The organism is Streptomyces sp. NPDC057617, assembly GCF_042800555.1.
In the GTDB taxonomy this organism is placed as follows: domain Bacteria; phylum Actinomycetota; class Actinomycetes; order Streptomycetales; family Streptomycetaceae; genus Streptomyces.
Window position 1 is genome coordinate 322,727 of the sequence record NZ_JBHVGV010000009.1, and the last position, 15,569, is coordinate 338,295.

Genomic DNA, 15,569 nt, shown 5'->3' on the forward strand with positions numbered 1-15,569 from the left:
GCCATGCAGATGAATGCCAACTACACCAGCCTTGTGGCGGTCGGTGACTCCTTCACCGAGGGCATGTCCGACCTCCTCCCCGACGGCTCGTACCGCGGCTGGGCGGATGTCCTCGCCGGACGTCTCGCCGCCCGCTCCCCCGGTTTCCGCTACGCGAATCTCGCCGTACGCGGCAAGCTCATCGGCCAGATCCTCGACGAGCAGGTGGACGCCGCGGCGGCCATGGGCGCGGATGTGGTGACGCTGGTCGGCGGCCTCAATGACACGCTGCGGCCGAACTGCGACATGGGCCGGGTACGCGGACTGCTCACCGAAGCCGTGGAGAAGCTGGCCCCGTCCTGCGGCCGGCTCGTCCTGATGCGCAGCCCGGGGCGGAACGGACCGGTGATGGAGCGTTTCCGGCCGCGCATGGAGGAGCTGTTCGCGTGTGTGGACGAACTGGCGGTACGGCACGGCGCCTTGGTCGTCGATCTGTACGGCGCGCCCGCGCTCGGCGACCAGCGGCTGTGGGACACCGACCGGCTGCATCTGACGGCGGAGGGCCACCGGCGGGTCGCCGAGGCGGTCTGGCAGACACTGGGGCTGCCCGCGGAGGGCGACTGGCGTGCTGAGTTGCCGCCGGCCGAGCCCGTACGGTGGCTGACACAGCGGGCGAGCGACGTACGGTTCGCGCGACAGCATCTCGGGCCGTGGATCGCACGCCGGGTGACCGGCCGCTCGTCCGGCGACGGCAGATCCCCCAAACGCCCGGAGCTGCTGCCTTACGAGGCGCAAATACTCAGCCCGTCCGGCGACTGAGAACGAACTAATAGGCGAATGCCGAACTGGAATTCCTGAACCCCGGCTCGAATGGGAGTCCGGGAATGGCTTGTTCCTGACCAATATTTTGCCGGGCTATTGACGGACATTGCACCGCACCGTTTAGTGGAACATGTCGACAGGATTGACGGGCCAGAAGAATGCCATGCCCTGACTGACCACAGGGCGACTGGTCCGGTGAGATTCCGATCTGGGGGAAACAGTGAAGAAATACAGTTCCGTCTTAGTGGCCGCGGCACTGGCAGGGGTCGGCGCGCTGCTCGCCGGTCCGGTGCCGACGGCATCGGCCACGGAGGTCCAGGTCCGCGCAGGCAAGGCCGGCTCGGCGGTGGACGGCGCCGTCGCCGCCTTCGGACAGAAGAAGGTCAACCTCAAGCACGACGGCTGGGGCAACGCCCGCAGTTGCGTCGTGTACTCCCTGACCTCGGTGCGCTGCTTCAAGGCGCACACGGAAGCGGACAAGGCGCTGGGCTACTCCCGCGCCGCCGATCCGCTGCTGCGTGGCGCCAGGGCCGCCGGCGCCAAGGCACTGCCGGCCTGCGCCGACGGCTGGACATGCCTGTACGAGCACACGAACGGCGGCGGACGCCGGCTGATCTTCAACGACTACTACTGGCACAACCTCAACGAGTACGGCTTCAACGACCAGACATCGTCATGGCGGAACAGGCAGTCGAATTCGTACGCCTGGCTGGCCGCCGACGAGGGGGGCAGGGGCGGTCAGATCTCGCTCAGCCCCAACTCCTACAGCTCGAATCTCGGCGCCTATAACGACTGGGCCAGCTCAGTCGCCGCCTGACACCGACATCAGCGCCGACGCCGGCGGCTGCGGAAATCGACCGGGCGCCTATGGGGTATCAGCACAACGCTGAAATCCCATGGGCGCCTTTTCGAACGGAAACGACACGTCGGAATCATGGCGCGGATCTGGAGCCGGTCCGGCGATCGAGGACGGACTGGCGCCCGGCTGGACCCGGTGAACCCTGCCGCGGCGCCGGCCTGCGGAAACCGCCAGTAGAATCGGCTCACGTGACCGCCGTAACCGCGAAGCCTCGCATCCCCAATGTCCTTGCCGGCCGCTACGCCTCCACGGAGCTGGCCGTGCTGTGGTCCCCCGAGCAGAAGGTACGGCTGGAGCGCCGGCTCTGGTTGGCCGTACTGCGGGCGCAGAAGGACCTCGGGATCGAGGTGCCCGACGCGGCCCTCGCCGACTACGAGCGCGTCCTCGACCAGGTCGACCTGGCGTCCATCGCCGAGCGCGAGAAGGTCACCCGGCACGATGTGAAGGCGCGCATCGAGGAGTTCAACGCCCTCGCCGGCCATGAGCAGGTGCACAAGGGCATGACCTCGCGCGATCTGACGGAGAATGTCGAGCAGCTTCAGATCCGGCTCTCGCTGGAGCTGACACGGGACCGTACGGTCGCGGTGCTGGCCCGGCTCGGGAAGCTGGCGGGCGAGTACGGCGAGCTGGTCATGGCGGGCCGCTCGCACAATGTGGCCGCGCAGGCCACCACCCTCGGCAAGCGGTTCGCCACGGCCGCCGACGAACTGCTCGTGGCGTACGGCCGGCTGGAGGAGCTGCTCGGCCGCTACCCGCTGCGCGGGATCAAGGGCCCGGTCGGCACGGCACAGGACATGCTCGATCTGCTGGGCGGCGACACCGCGAAACTGGCGGAGCTGGAGCGGCGGATCGCGGCCCATCTCGGCTTCGCCCAGGGGTTCACCTCCGTCGGCCAGGTCTATCCGCGCTCGCTCGACTACGAGGTGCTGACCGCGCTGGTGCAGCTCGCGGCCGCGCCCTCCTCGGTCGCGAGGACGATCCGGCTGATGGCCGGGCACGAGCTGGTCACCGAGGGCTTCAAGCCCGGCCAGGTCGGCTCCTCCGCGATGCCGCACAAGATGAACACGCGGTCCTGCGAGCGGGTCAACGGTCTGATGGTGATCCTGCGCGGCTACGCCTCGATGACCGGCGAGCTGGCGGGCGACCAGTGGAACGAGGGCGATGTCTCCTGCTCGGTGGTCCGCCGGGTGGCGCTGCCCGACGCGTTCTTCGCCTTCGACGGACTGCTGGAGACGTTCCTGACCGTCCTCGACGAGTTCGGCGCGTTCCCGGCGGTCGTGGCGCGCGAGCTGGACCGCTATCTGCCCTTCCTGGCGACGACGAAGGTCCTGATGGCCGCGGTACGGGCCGGGGTGGGCCGTGAGGCCGCGCACGAGGTCATCAAGGAGCACGCGGTGGCGTCGGCGCTGGCCATGCGCGAGCAGGGCGCGGAGCGCAACGAACTGCTCGACCGGCTCGCGGCGGACGAGCGCATCCCGCTCGGCCGGGCGGAGCTGGACGCGCTGATGGCGGACAAGCTGTCCTTCACCGGCGCGGCCGAGGACCAGATCGCGACGGTGGTCTCCCGGATCGACGAGATCGTCAAGCAGCACCCGGCCGCGGCGGGCTACACCCCCGGCTCGATCCTGTGAGCGGGACGGACACGGGGCACCGCCGCGGAGCCGGGCCTGACCGATCTTTCTTGACGGCCCGTCACCTCTGAATCGGCTCCCTCAGGTCAGGTCAGGTCAGGTCAGGTCACGGTGGGTCTATCTCCGTCACGGCCGCTATCAGCCGCATCGGCTGCTCCCCGTCGTCCCCCGCCAGACCCAACGCCAGCCAGCGGCCCTCGATCCGCCAGAGATGCAGAAACCGGGGGCCGTCGCTCAGCTCCCGCCACGGCTCCGGTATCTCCTCGCCCTCGCCGCCGCGTATTCGTAGGCTCCAGAGGCTGAGGTGATCCGGTTCGCCGTACCGCACGGTGAGGATCTCCGTCAGCGCGGTGTGCTCCGCGCCCAATTGATCGGCGTCCTCGATACGGCGCGTACCGTCGTCGACCTCCAGGAAGCCGTCGCCATGGGCCAGTTCCGCGAGGTGATAGCCCGGCCCGCTCGTGCCCACCTCGGACGGGCCGCGCGCCGCCGGGAATTCACGGGCACGCAGCAGCTCGATGACGGCGAGACGCTGTGCGGTGGTCATGCCCCCAGTAAACCCCCGCCCACTGACAATTGGCTGCCCGTCAGCTTGTCCGGGCCCCTCTCCCACGGCTTCGGCGCGCGCTCAGTCCGCCACCCGGCGCAGCCTTATGACCGGGATGTCCCGGTCCGTCTTCTTCTGGTATTCCTCGTACGGAGGGAACAGCTCCACCAGCCCCGGCCACACCCGGGCCTTCTCCTCCGGTGACAAGGTCTCCGCCCGCGCGGCGAAGCGCTCGGCGCCGACCCGGACCCGTACATCGGGCTCCGCCACCAGGTTCAGATACCAGAGGGGATGCTCGTCGGCACCGCCCTTGGACGCCACGAGCAGATAGTCGTCGCCGTCGGGCCCGTAGATCAGCACGGTCCGCCGCCACTGCCCGGTCCGCCGGCCCCGGTAGTCGAGCAGCAGACACGGCGCGCCCTGGATCACGGTGCCGCGGGCCCCGTTGGACTCCTCGTATGTCTTCGCCTGCTCGGCCACCCAGCCCGTGGGGCTGATGACCACGTCTTCGTCCTGCGCCATTTCCGGCTCCTCGATCCGTGTGTTCGCCGACGCGCCCCACCCTAATCAGCCCGCAACGCAGGCGACTCGCCGCACCGTCAACCACCGAGTAGCATCCGCCAGACACGCACGAGCTGGGAGGACATACCGTGGGGCGGCTGACCGGCGGAGACCCTTCTCTCCTGCGGCGGATCAACTCGGCGGTGGTGCTGCACGCCCTGCGCGGCGCCGGTCCCCTCACCCTCACGGATCTCACCCGCATCACGGATCTCTCCCGGCCGACCGTCGAGGGTGTGGTGGAAGGGCTGATCGACGCGGGCCTCGTCTGCGAGTCCGCGCCGGAGGAGGGCGAGACTCGCCGACAGGGCCGTCCCGCGCGGCGGTTCCGGTTCCGGGCCGAGGCCGGCCATCTGCTGGGGATCGAGATCGGGCCGCACCGGATCGCCGCACTGCTGTCCGGGCTGGACGGCAGGATCATCGGCGCCGGCTCGCGCGAGGTGTCGGAGAAGGCCGACGCGGACGAACGGCTGGAGCGGGTACGGCTCGTCGTCGCCGACGTCCTGCGGCGCACCGGCGTGGCACGCAGTTCCCTGCGGGCCGTGGGGGTGGGCAGCCCCGGGATCGTGGAGGCCGACGGGACCGTACGGCTGGGCACGGCGCTCCCCGGGTGGACCGGACTCGCGCTCGGCGAGCGGCTGCGCCGCTCGTTCCGATGTCCGGTTCTCGTGGAGAACGACGCCAACGCGGCGGCGGTGGCCGAGCAGTGGAAGGGCGCCGCCACCGACTCCGACGACATCGTTTTCGTACTGGCCGGGCTGAGCCCGGGTGCGGGCGCGCTGATCGGCGGGCGGCTGCACCGGGGGTTCGGCGGGGCGGCCGGCGAGATCGGCGCGCTGCATCTGCTGGGCCAGGAGGTGACTCCGGAGAAGCTGCTGTCGACGACCGACGAGCCGCTCCATCCGCTCGACGAGGCGGCGGTGGCGAAGGTCTTCGCCCATGCCAAGGAGGGCGACGCACAGGCCCGGGCGGCCGTCGAGCGGTTCATCCAGCGGCTGGTGCACGATGTGGCGGCGCTGGTGCTGGCGCTGGACCCGGAGCTGGTGGTGATCGGCGGCTGGGCGGCAGGGCTCGACGGCGTACTGGACCCGCTGCGCGGCGAGCTGTCCCGCTACTGTCTGCGCCCGCCGCGGGTGACGCTCTCACTGCTCGGCGAGGCGGCGGTGGCGACCGGGGCGCTGCGGCTGGCCCTGGACCATGTCGAGGAGCAGCTCTTCGCGGTGGAGGGTACGGTGACATCCCGCCGGGACCGGTAACGGGACCGGTGAAGCGAGGGGCGGCCCCGGTGAAGTGATGCCCCGGGGCCCGGCGCGGGCCCCGCTTCAGGACGCCTTGCGCTCCTGCGGATGGTCGCTGATCTCCAGGTCGCCGGAGGCGCCGAAGGTCAGCCGGCAGGTGTCGGCGCGGTACGTGGCCACCGAGACGGCCGCCGTACGCCCTCCCACCACATAGCGCGTCGTGACCACGAGGACGGGCGCCCCCGGCAGCCGGTCCAGCGCCTTCGCGTCGTCCGCGCGCGCCGAGCCCAGCTCCACCGCGCGGTCCTGCCCGTCCAGGCCGAGCCGCTGCAGCTCGCGCAGGACGCCCCGGGCGCGGGCCGGTCCGGACGGCGCGTCGATCGCCGACAGCTCGGGCACGGACGAGGACGGTACGTACAGCAGCTCGGTGGCGACGGACTGGCCGTGCGTGACCCGGATCCTGCGGACCGTGTGGACCTCTTCGCCGGGGCCGGTCTCCAGCAGCCGGGCCACCGCGGAGGGGACGGGCGCCAGACCGCAGTCGATGGGCTGCCAGGCGTCCTGCGCGGCGCCGGGCCATTCGTGCTGCGCGGTGGAGACGTCCACACCGACCCGGGGCGGCGCCACGGTCGTACCGACACCGCGGCGGCGCTGAAGGCGGCCCTCCAGCTCAAGCTGTTCGAGCGCCTGCCGGAGCGTGGCGCGCGCGACCCCGAAACGAGCGGCCAGTTCACGCTCGTTGGGCAGGATCTCGCCCACCGCGAAGTCGGAGTCGAGCGCTTCGCCGAGCACGGTCTTGAGGTGCCAGTACTTAGGCTCCGGCACTGTTTCAAGCTGCGTGGTCCCCACCTGATCCTCCGCAATCGCCGTGTCCCGGCAGGTTTCCATGCCCTTGTTTATTAAAGGTTCCTGCACTAACTAGCGACGATAGGACCGCCCATCCAGTTGGTCAAGACCAATCCTGCGTCGGTCACCGAGAGAAGTCACTCTCCGACTCAGGGTGTTCACAGTACGTTCGTACACCCGTGAAACGCAGGCAGCACAGAGCCCCGCGTCCGGATCGGACACGGGGCCAGGTCACGCGAGGAGGGCGTGGAGCAGGGCTTACAGCGGCGGGCGCCCGGAAACCACGCCCGCGAGCTTGTCCGGATTCCGCATGACGTGGACGCGCTCCACCGCGCCGTCCCCGATCTCCAGTTGAAGGACGAGATCCGTCTTTCCGCCGCTGAGGACCAGCACCCCCACCGCGCCGTTGACCTCCGTGATCCGGAATTCGTACGCGGCTGCCTCGTCCCCGACCGCAGCGAAGAAGCGGGCCACCTTGTCGGCGCCCTCCATGACCCGCAGGGGCGCCTTGGCCTTGCCGCCGCTGTCGCCGACGAGCCGTACGTCCGGCGCGAGCAGGGCGATCAGCGCCTCCAGATCGCCTCCGCCGGCCGCCGCGAGGAACCGTTCGGTGAGATCGCGGCGCTCGGCCGGGTCGACGTCGTACCGGGGCCTGCGCTCGTCGACATGGCGGCGCGCCCGGCCCGCGAGCTGGCGTACGGCGGCCTCGCTCCGGTCCAGTACGGTCGCGATCTCGCCGTACGGAAAGCCGAACGCCTCCCGCAGGACGAACACCGCGCGCTCCAGCGGCGAGAGGGATTCGAGGACGATCAGCACGGCGAGGGAGACGGATTCTACGAGCAGCGCGCGCTCGGCGGTGTCGGGTGCGGCGGGTCCGTAGTCGGTGACGACCGGCTCCGGCAGCCAGGGCCCTACGTATGCCTCGCGCCGCGCCTGGAGCTGGCGCAGCCGGTCAATGGCGAGGCGGGTCGTCACGCGTACGAGGTACGCGCGCGGCTCGCGGACGTCCGTACGCGCGTCGGCGCTCCAGCGCAGCCAGGCCTCCTGCACCACGTCCTCGGCGTCGGAGATCCGGCCCAGCATCCGGTAGGCCACTCCGGTCAGGACGCTCCGGTGCGCCTCGAATTCCTCGCTGCTCGCCATGTCCGCCGTCACCGCTCCATCCCAGCCCACGGCCGATCGGCTGTCCAGGTGACGCGCGCGGGGCAACGGCCGGTTGTTCACACGGGGTTCGCGCGATGGCCGCCACCGAGGACTAGGCATGGCAGGACACACCGGCATCCACCTGCCCAGGAGACCCATCGATGTCGAACACCCCCAAGTCCTCGGACTTCGCCGCCGCTTCTTCCGACTCCCTCCCCGATCCGGGCACTTCCGCCGCCACTTCTCCCGCGCGCCGCAGTGTGCTGCGCGGTTCGCTGGCCGCCTCGGCCGCGCTGGCCCTGCCCGGCGCCGCGCTCCTGAACGCCGCCCCCGCGCAGGCCAGATCGGGACGGCCGCGGGCCGCCTGGGGTGTGCAGGCCGGTGACATCACGGCCTCGACCGGGCTGGTGTGGGTACGGTCCGACCGGCCCGCCCGGATGATCGTCGAGACCTCGGCGACCGAATCGTTCCGCCGCGCCCGCACCTGGCACGGACCGCTGCTCGGCCCGGGCAGCGACTTCACCGGTACGGTCCCGCTGCGCGGGCTGCCCGCCGGTGAGCAGGTGCACTACCGGGTGACGCTCGCCGATCCGCACGACCCCCGCCGTACCGGCGAGCCGGTGTACGGCACGTTCCGTACCGCGCCCGCCCAGCGCAGGCAGGACGTACGGTTCGTCTGGTCCGGCGACATCGCGGGCCAGGGCTGGGGCATCAACCCGGACATCGGCGGTTTCCGGGTGTACGAGGAGATGCGCCGGCTGAACCCGGACTTCTTCCTGTGCAGCGGGGACACCATCTACGCGGACGGTGTGATCGAGCCGAGCGTGACGCTGCCCGACGGGCGCGTCTACCGCAATGTCACCACCGAGGAGAAGTCGAAGGTCGCGGAGACCCTCGACGAGTACCGCGGGAACTTCCGCTACAACCTGCTCGACGAGAACGTCCGCCGGTTCAACGCCCAGGTGCCGGCCATCGTGCAGTGGGACGACCACGAGGTGCGCAACAACTGGTACCCGGGCCAGATCCTCGACGACGTCCGTTACACCGAGAAGAACGTGGATGTGCTCGCCGCACGCTCCACGCAGGCGTTCCACGAGTACTTCCCCATCTCCGGCGGGGGCGCGCGCGGCACGGACCGGCGTGTGCACAGGGTGATCAGCCATGGTCCGCTGCTGGATGTGTTCGTCCTCGACATGCGGACGTACCGCAACGCCAACTCGCCCGGCCGGCAGGCCGACGACACGACCGGCATCCTGGGCGCGGAGCAGCTCCAGTGGCTCAAGCGGGAGCTGTCGCGGTCGCGGGCGGTGTGGAAGGTGATCGCCGCCGACATGCCGATCGGTCTGGTCGTCCCGGACGGTACGGCGAACATCGAGGCGATCGCGCAGGGCGACCCCGGTGCCCCGCTGGGCCGGGAACTCCAGATCGCGGAGCTGCTGCGGTACATCAAGCACCAGCGGATCACCGGCACGCTGTGGCTGACGGCGGATGTCCACCACACCTCGGCGCAGCACTACGAGCCGGAGCGCGCGGCGTTCAAGGACTTCGCTCCGTTCTGGGAGTTCGTGTCGGGGCCGCTGGCGGCGGGGCAGTTCCAGGCCAATGCCCTGGACGGCACGTTCGGTCCCGACCGGGTGTACGTGAAGGCTCCGGACCGGGCGAACGTGTCGCCGATGGAGGCGCCGCAGCTCTTCGGCGAGGTGGACATCGACGGCGGCAGCGGGGAACTGACGGTGCGGCTGCGGGCGGAGGGCGGCACGGTGCTGTTCACGAAGGTGCTCCAGCCGGGCCGGGTCGGTCAGTAGCAGTGAGGAACGGTCAACCGACGCGAGGGCGGGGGCTGCCGGGGAAGTCCCCGCACCCTCGGCCGAGGCCGATTGTCAGTGCCGCGCTCTAACGTCGTTTCCATGACGCGATCCGTACAGGCACTCGCCTATTCCCGTCCGTCCGCCCTGGAGAGCGCCCCGGGCGGGCGGCTGCTCGGCCTGGAGACGTCGGGCGGGCTCACCCCGGCCGGCGCCCAGGCGCACCCGCGCTTCTTCTCCGGCTTCCTGGCCTCGCCGCGCGCCGCGGCCCGGGGGCTGCTGGCGGTCGCGGATGTGGCGGGGGCCCTCTACTACCAGCGGATAGCGGCCAGTTCACTCGATCCGGTGGTGACGGGCAATGGCGACCGGCTGCGCTTCGAGTCGTTCTCCGGGTGCTGCGGGGTGTACGCGAGGCTCGATGTGGGGCGCGAGGGGCTCGGCGGCGCGGAGACCGGGCACGGCACGACCAATGTCGACGTCAACAATCCACTGCGTGAGGCACTCTCACGGATGACCGGAGACGATCCGCTCCATCTGCGGGTGGGCCCTGACGAGTTGACGGTCACCACCCTGGACGGTCCGCTCGTCGAGAAGAAGGTGCCGCTGCCGGAGCGGTGGTTGAGAGGCTTCGCCGAGGCGCAGGTCGTCTCGGTCGGCTTCGATCTCCGTGCCGAGCTGACCGCCCCCGAGGCCGTCCGTTTCCTGCGTTCGCTCCCGCGCGGGACGGCTTCGCGCGGGGCGCGGTGGGTCGTACCGGCCGGAGGGACGCTGCGTCCGACCACCCGGCCGGTGCCGGGGGCCGTCTGTCTGCCGGGGCCCGAGCGGCTCGCGGCCCTGCAGCGGGTGCTCCGGGACGCGACGGCGCTGCGGGTGTACGGGCCGGTCACGGACGGCGCGGCGACCGCGAGCGCCTGGGAGGCGGTGCTGCCGGGGATGCGGCTCACGCTCACGCTGTCCCCGGACGCGGCGCGGGGATTCTCGGGCGAGGGCGGGGTGCTGGAGGCGCTGGCCACCGAGGAGGCCGCGGAGGACGCCGAGCTGATCTCGGTGCTGCTGGCGTGGGAGCCTCGGATCGACCCGGCGGAGCTGGCCGGGCGTGCGGGGCTGCCGGCCGAGCGGGTACGGGCGGCCCTCGTCCGGCTCGGTACGGCGGGCCGGGTCGGCTATGACATCGCGGACGCGGCGTACTTCCACCGTGAGCTGCCGTACCACGCGGACCGCGCCGAGCGGCACAATCCCCGGCTGGTCGCGGCCCGGGCCCTGCTCTCCTCGGGGGCGGTGGCGCTGGACGGCGAGCCGGCCTCCGTGGCCTCGGGCGAGCGGCGCTATCAGGTGCGGGAGGCGGCCGGTGTGCTGAGCTGCACCTGCCGCTGGTGGGCGGACTACCGGGGGAAGCGCGGCCCGTGCAAACACGCGCTGGCCGTCCGGATGGCGCGTCGCGAGGCCGTCGCGGTGAGCGGGGGCGCGCGATGAGCGAGCTGACCGATGCCGTAAGGGAGGGCCGCGTCCAGGACATTCCCGGGCTGGTCAAGCCGCTCGGCGCGGCGGACAGGAAGACGGAGCTGGCTGCGCTCAAGGAACTGCGCAAGGAGCTGGGCACCTGGTCCTGGAACCGCTGGCGCGAGCGCAGGAGAGCCGGACAGGCCCTCGTGGTCGCGGGCGCCGGGTGCCATACGGGGGCCGCGGCGACGGCGGCCTGGATCGGTGCGCGTGACATGCGTGAGGGGTTCCGGCTGCCGCACGCCGAGCTGCTCGACCTGCTGGCGGAGCGGGATCCCTGGTGGCTCGGGAATGTGGCACACCGGCTCGCGGGCCGGGCGTCGACCGCTCAGATGGACTATCCGCTGATAGAGGGCCTGGTGCGGCTCTCGGGGTGTGAGGTGCCGGCCACCGACGCCTTTGTGCACGGCTGGGCTGAGGCCACGCCCTCGCACGGCAGGCTGCTGCCCGCGCTGCGGGCGGACCCTCTGGTGCGGACGATGGTGCCGCGGCTGTTCGAGACGGCCGAACTGCCCGCTCCGCTCACCTGGTACGGCGATGCCGAGGAACCGCACCACTGGCCGACGGCGCTCACCGTCCTCGCCGAGGAGGGGGTGGTGGAGCGGAGTCTGCTGGTGGACCGCGTCATCGCCCGGCTGCTGCGCGGCGGCCGACCGGGGGAAGCGGGCTTCTTCCTGAATCTGCTGCGCCGGCTCGGGCTGACGGCGGACGAGGAGCGGGTGCATCTGGCCGACTGGATCGGCATGGCGGCGGACGGGTCCTCAACAGTGGCGGGCCACGCGCAGGGCGTGCTCGGCAGGCTGGCGCTCGCCGGTGATCTGCCGGTGCGGAGCCTCGCGGACATGTCGCGGTCGGTGCTGTTCCGGCCGGAGAAGAAGCTCGTCCGCGCCCAACTGGTGCTGCTGGGCAAGGTCCTGCGCGCGGACAGCGGCACGGCCGGTGAGCTGCTGCCCGTCGTCGCCGAGGCGTTCGGGCACGAGGACACGGCCGTCCAGGAGCGGGCGCTGAAGCTGGTGGGGAGCCGGCTGACCGCTGTCGGTTCCGGCGTGCGGGCCGAACTGGCCCTGGCGGCGGGCGCGTTGAGCCCGGTCCACCGGGCACGGGCCGCCGAGGTGTTCGGTGAGCTGCCCGCGGAGCCGGAGCCGGTCCCGTACGAGGAGATCCTGCCGCCCGTGCCCGTCCCGGCGCATCTCGCTCCCGCCCCGGCGGGCCTCGCCGAGCTGGTCGAGGAGGTGGTGGCGCTGGTCGTCTCGCGCGAGGAGGTGACGTCGTTCGAACGGACCCTGGACGGGCTGGTGCGTCATGCCTACCGGGACCGGGCCGCGCTCGCCGACGCGCTCAAGGACGCGCTGGCCGACCGCTGGTGGCTCGACGGCGAGTCGGAGAAGGGCCGCGACCGGCGGTTCTCCAGGATCCCCCATGGACTGGAGGTGGTGGCCGCCTCCATCTGCGAGCGGGTCTCCGTCAGGGCGCTGTGGGACACCAGGGCGCGGGCGGCGGTACGGCAGTCGTGCGCGCACACCGTGCTGAACGGAGTGACCGAGGCGCGGCTGTGGGAGGCCGCCTATCTGCTGCGCACCAGGCCGCTGCCCTTCCTGCTGGCCACCCCGACCTGGGAGACGGGGGCGCTGGACCCCGATGTCCTGGTCGAGCGGCTCAGTGAGTACGAGCGGCTCTGTGCCGCCCCGGCTCCGGTGGACTTCGCCCAGGCGCTGCTGCGGGTACGGCGCGACGCCCACCCGGAGGCGGCCCGAGCGGCGGCGGCGCTCGGCACCCCCGAGGCCGGCCGGCTGGCCGCGTGGCTCAGCGGGGACGGTACGGCGCTGCCCGCGCTGGACTCCGGTGAGGAGCAGCGGAGGCCGGACGCGGACGGGTCCACCGGGGAGGGGCGCCACTGGCTGGAGTCGGTGACGGGCCGGGTGGGCGCGGTCAGGGAGCGGCTGGCGATCCACCGGGAGTTCCCGCCGGCGTTCCGCTGGCTGGGCAGTCCGGTGCGCCCCGTCGGATCGGGGTGCCGTCACTGGACAGGGAGCGAGAGCGTCCACTGGCCGGCCGTGCTGCCGGAGGACCGGGACACGCTCGCCGGATGGCTGCTGCCCAAGGTGGCGGCCTGCGCGGAGGAGGACCAGCGGGGCGGCTCGCGGTGGCTGCCGGCCCTCGCCGAGAGCGGTGGTCCCGCCGGTGCCGGACTGCACCGGGGCGTGGCGTACGGACTAGGCGCCCGGCATCCGGACGACCGGTTGTCGGCGGTGGACGCGCTGCTGGTACTGGCCGCCCGTGGTGACCTGGACGGACCGCTGCTGGGCCGGGAGCTGGCCGGGCTGGTGGCGTCCGGAGCGGTCAAGCCCACGCGGCTGGCCGACGCCGCCCGTACGGCCGCGGCCACCGGTGCCTGTGCCACGGTCTGGTCCGTACTGGCCGCGGCACTGGCCGGTCTGCTGGCGGAGACCGGTGCGGCGCGGCCCGGGCTGGGGGAGCTGCTGTCCGTGGCCGCGGACTGCGCGGAGCGCTGCGGGGCCCGGGGCGGGATACCGGGGCTCGCCGAGTGGGCCGATCGGGGGAAGACCTCACGCCTCGCCGCCCAGGCGGCCCGGCTTCTGGCCGCATTGCGCCAAGGGGGCGATCAAACCGTGGCACTTTAGGCCAAAGATCGCCCAAAAGGGAACAGATCCATCCTTAACCCATCAGTCACAAACCGTTCGTGATCACGCAACACCGTTCCGTCAGAGTGAGGTCATGACCAATGTGACGTCTGCGAAGAGTGTCCGCCGCGCCCACCACTGGCGCCGGGACATGGTCGAGCTGGCCGCCCTGTTCACCGCCGTGGGAGTCGCCGACTCCGTGGCGAACATGATCGCCCATGGACCCGACGGTGCGTTCCTGCTGTTCGCCTCGGCCATAGCGCTCGTCGCCACGGCGGCCTTCCACACATGGTGGGCACGAAAGCACGGTCATGCCCCACCGGCGTCCGCACCGGGCGGCGCCACGACCGGCGACGCGACCGCCGAGGCCCTCCCCGGAGCCGATCCGCTGGACGAGGCCGACGCCGTCGGACAGGGCGGGACGACGCTCTGGCGGATGCGCACCACCGTGCGCGACGAGCCGGGGAGCCTGGCCGCGCTGTGCACGGCGTTCGCCGCGCTCCGGGTGGACATCCTCACCCTCCAGACGCACCCGCTGACCGAGGGCACGGTGGACGAGTTCCTGCTGCGCGCCCCGGCCGCGCTCCAGGCCAAGGACCTCACCCGCGAGGTCTCGGAAGCGGGCGGCAGCGGCACCTGGATCGAGCGCGCCGACGCGCACGATCTGGTGGACACCCCGACCCGGGTGCTGGGCCTGGCCACCCGCACCGCGCTGGACGGCGCCGAACTGCCGCTCGCGCTGCGCCAGTTGCTCGGCCGCTGCACCATCCACTCGCGGCCGGCCCTCTCGGTCACCGGACGGCCCGTCGATGAGGACGCCCCGGTCGAAGGCGTGCTGGACGGGACGGAGATGCGGCTGCACGACCCGCACGGCGGGAGCATCTCCGTAGAGCGTCCGTATCTGCCGTTCACCCCAACCGAGTTCGCCCGGGCCCGCGCGCTGGTGGAGCTGGACGCCCGGCTCGGGCCGCGCATCCCCCGCGGCGAGGCGGTCCTCACCCTGCACGAAGGCCAGGAGATCACCGTACGGCGGGCCGACCACCAGGATCTCGACGCCGCCCTCGCCATGCACGGCCGCTGCTCGGAACGTACGCTCGGGCTGCGCTACCACGGCCCGGTGGGCGACGCGGACCGCTATCTGAAGCATCTGCTCAGCCCGCGGTTCGGGCGTACCCTCGCGGTCGAGTCGGCCTCCGGCAAGCTGGTCGCCCTCGGGCATCTCCTCTGGGACGGCGACGAGACCGAAGTCGCCCTGATCGTCGAGGACGCCTGGCAGCGGCGCGGAATCGGCTCCGAGCTGCTCGGCAGGCTGGTCGCGCTCGCGGCCGAGGCGCACTGCACCAGTGTGTACGCGGTCACCCAGGCGTCGAACACCGGCATGGTCGCGACCATGCGGGAGCTAGGGCTGCCCCTCGACTACCAGATCGACGAGGGCACGCTGGTGATCACGGCCCGGCTGGAGGCGACGGCCGTGCCGGTGCTCCCGCCGTACGGCGAGTACGGCAACCAAGGCGAGGCCCCGGGGCTGTTCGGCCATGACCACGAGCAGGCCGACCGCTGACCCGCGCCGCCCCGGCCCGCGGCTCCCGCCCGGCGCGCCCGCCCGCGGAGCCCATCCGGCCGTCCGGCCGCCCGGCCCTGACCGTACGACCGCCGGGCGCTCCGGCCGTACCGCCGGCCCTTCCGTACCCGTACCACCGACCAGTCCGTGGGGCCCATCTGTGCAGCCATCCCACCAATTCGTCCGTACGGGCATCCCGTCCGGCCCTCGGGCGACTGATTCCGGCCAAACTCGGGTGCGGCCGCGCGGGCTCCGCGCGCCCGCTCCCGGTCCAGACCTGACCTCCGGCCACTCGGTACGAATCCGGCTGATGGCCCGAAGTCGCCCGCTTCGGCGCCCGGTTGGCCGCCGCAACGGTGGATCGGCGCCCGCCCGTCGCGTCCTCGTCGGCCAAACCGTCCCCGGAGCGGAATCCATGATGTGACGGCGGGCTCTCTC

12 protein-coding genes are annotated in these 15,569 nt (G+C 72.0%); 8 read left to right on the forward strand and 4 right to left on the reverse strand.

Annotated elements, in window-relative coordinates:
* Positions 1-3: 3 nt before the first annotated feature.
* The 3 genes from ACFU9P_RS23640 (at position 4) to purB (ending at position 3,291) form a co-directional block, all read left to right on the forward strand.
* Positions 4-798 carry an SGNH/GDSL hydrolase family protein gene (locus ACFU9P_RS23640; RefSeq protein WP_384084043.1) on the forward strand — a complete coding sequence of 265 codons (795 nt, stop codon included), beginning with the start codon at positions 4-6 and terminating at the stop codon, positions 796-798.
* Between the two features lie 247 nt (positions 799-1,045).
* Positions 1,046-1,618 carry a peptidase inhibitor family I36 protein gene (locus ACFU9P_RS23645; RefSeq protein ID WP_376380284.1) on the forward strand — a complete coding sequence of 191 codons (573 nt, stop codon included), beginning with the start codon at positions 1,046-1,048 and terminating at the stop codon, positions 1,616-1,618.
* A gap of 230 nt (positions 1,619-1,848) precedes the next feature.
* Positions 1,849-3,291: an adenylosuccinate lyase gene (gene purB / locus ACFU9P_RS23650; RefSeq protein WP_384084047.1), complete on the forward strand. Its 1,443-nt coding sequence runs from the start codon at positions 1,849-1,851 to the stop codon at positions 3,289-3,291.
* Between the two features lie 106 nt (positions 3,292-3,397).
* On the opposite strand, the gene ACFU9P_RS23655 is transcribed toward purB, so the two are convergent.
* Both ACFU9P_RS23655 and ACFU9P_RS23660 read right to left on the reverse strand, forming a co-directional pair.
* Positions 3,398-3,838: a hypothetical protein gene (locus tag ACFU9P_RS23655; RefSeq protein ID WP_384084050.1), complete on the reverse strand. Its 441-nt coding sequence runs from the start codon at positions 3,836-3,838 to the stop codon at positions 3,398-3,400.
* Positions 3,839-3,919: 81 nt separating this feature from the next.
* Positions 3,920-4,360, reverse strand: coding sequence for a nitroreductase family deazaflavin-dependent oxidoreductase (locus ACFU9P_RS23660; protein WP_384084053.1), 441 nt, complete (start codon positions 4,358-4,360; stop codon positions 3,920-3,922).
* Between the two features lie 128 nt (positions 4,361-4,488).
* Between ACFU9P_RS23660 and ACFU9P_RS23665 the strand changes: the two genes are divergently transcribed.
* Complete coding sequence (locus tag ACFU9P_RS23665; protein WP_384084056.1) at positions 4,489-5,652, forward strand: ROK family transcriptional regulator; 1,164 nt, start codon at positions 4,489-4,491, stop codon at positions 5,650-5,652.
* A 66-nt stretch (positions 5,653-5,718) separates the two neighbouring features.
* On the opposite strand, the gene ACFU9P_RS23670 is transcribed toward ACFU9P_RS23665, so the two are convergent.
* Positions 5,719-6,483: a GntR family transcriptional regulator gene (locus ACFU9P_RS23670; protein WP_384084059.1), complete on the reverse strand. Its 765-nt coding sequence runs from the start codon at positions 6,481-6,483 to the stop codon at positions 5,719-5,721.
* Positions 6,484-6,738: 255 nt separating this feature from the next.
* Positions 6,739-7,623 (reverse strand): RNA polymerase sigma factor SigJ, encoded by an 885-nt coding sequence (gene sigJ / locus ACFU9P_RS23675; protein ID WP_384084062.1) that lies wholly within the window; start codon positions 7,621-7,623, stop codon positions 6,739-6,741.
* 161 nt (positions 7,624-7,784) lie between these two features.
* On the opposite strand from sigJ, the gene ACFU9P_RS23680 reads away from it, so the two are divergent.
* The 4 genes from ACFU9P_RS23680 to ACFU9P_RS23695 all read left to right on the forward strand — a co-directional run bounded on the left by ACFU9P_RS23680 (position 7,785) and on the right by ACFU9P_RS23695 (position 15,131).
* Positions 7,785-9,428: an alkaline phosphatase D family protein gene (locus tag ACFU9P_RS23680; RefSeq protein ID WP_384084065.1), complete on the forward strand. Its 1,644-nt coding sequence runs from the start codon at positions 7,785-7,787 to the stop codon at positions 9,426-9,428.
* 102 nt (positions 9,429-9,530) lie between these two features.
* Positions 9,531-10,901 carry an SWIM zinc finger family protein gene (locus ACFU9P_RS23685; protein ID WP_376380262.1) on the forward strand — a complete coding sequence of 457 codons (1,371 nt, stop codon included), beginning with the start codon at positions 9,531-9,533 and terminating at the stop codon, positions 10,899-10,901.
* Positions 10,898-13,570, forward strand: coding sequence for a DUF6493 family protein (locus tag ACFU9P_RS23690; RefSeq protein WP_384084068.1), 2,673 nt, complete (start codon positions 10,898-10,900; stop codon positions 13,568-13,570). The genes ACFU9P_RS23685 and ACFU9P_RS23690 overlap by 4 nt, the downstream gene beginning before the upstream one ends.
* A 94-nt stretch (positions 13,571-13,664) precedes the next feature.
* Entirely contained in the window at positions 13,665-15,131 is a 1,467-nt protein-coding gene (locus ACFU9P_RS23695; RefSeq protein ID WP_384084070.1) for a GNAT family N-acetyltransferase, read from the forward strand.
* Positions 15,132-15,569: the final 438 nt, after the last annotated feature.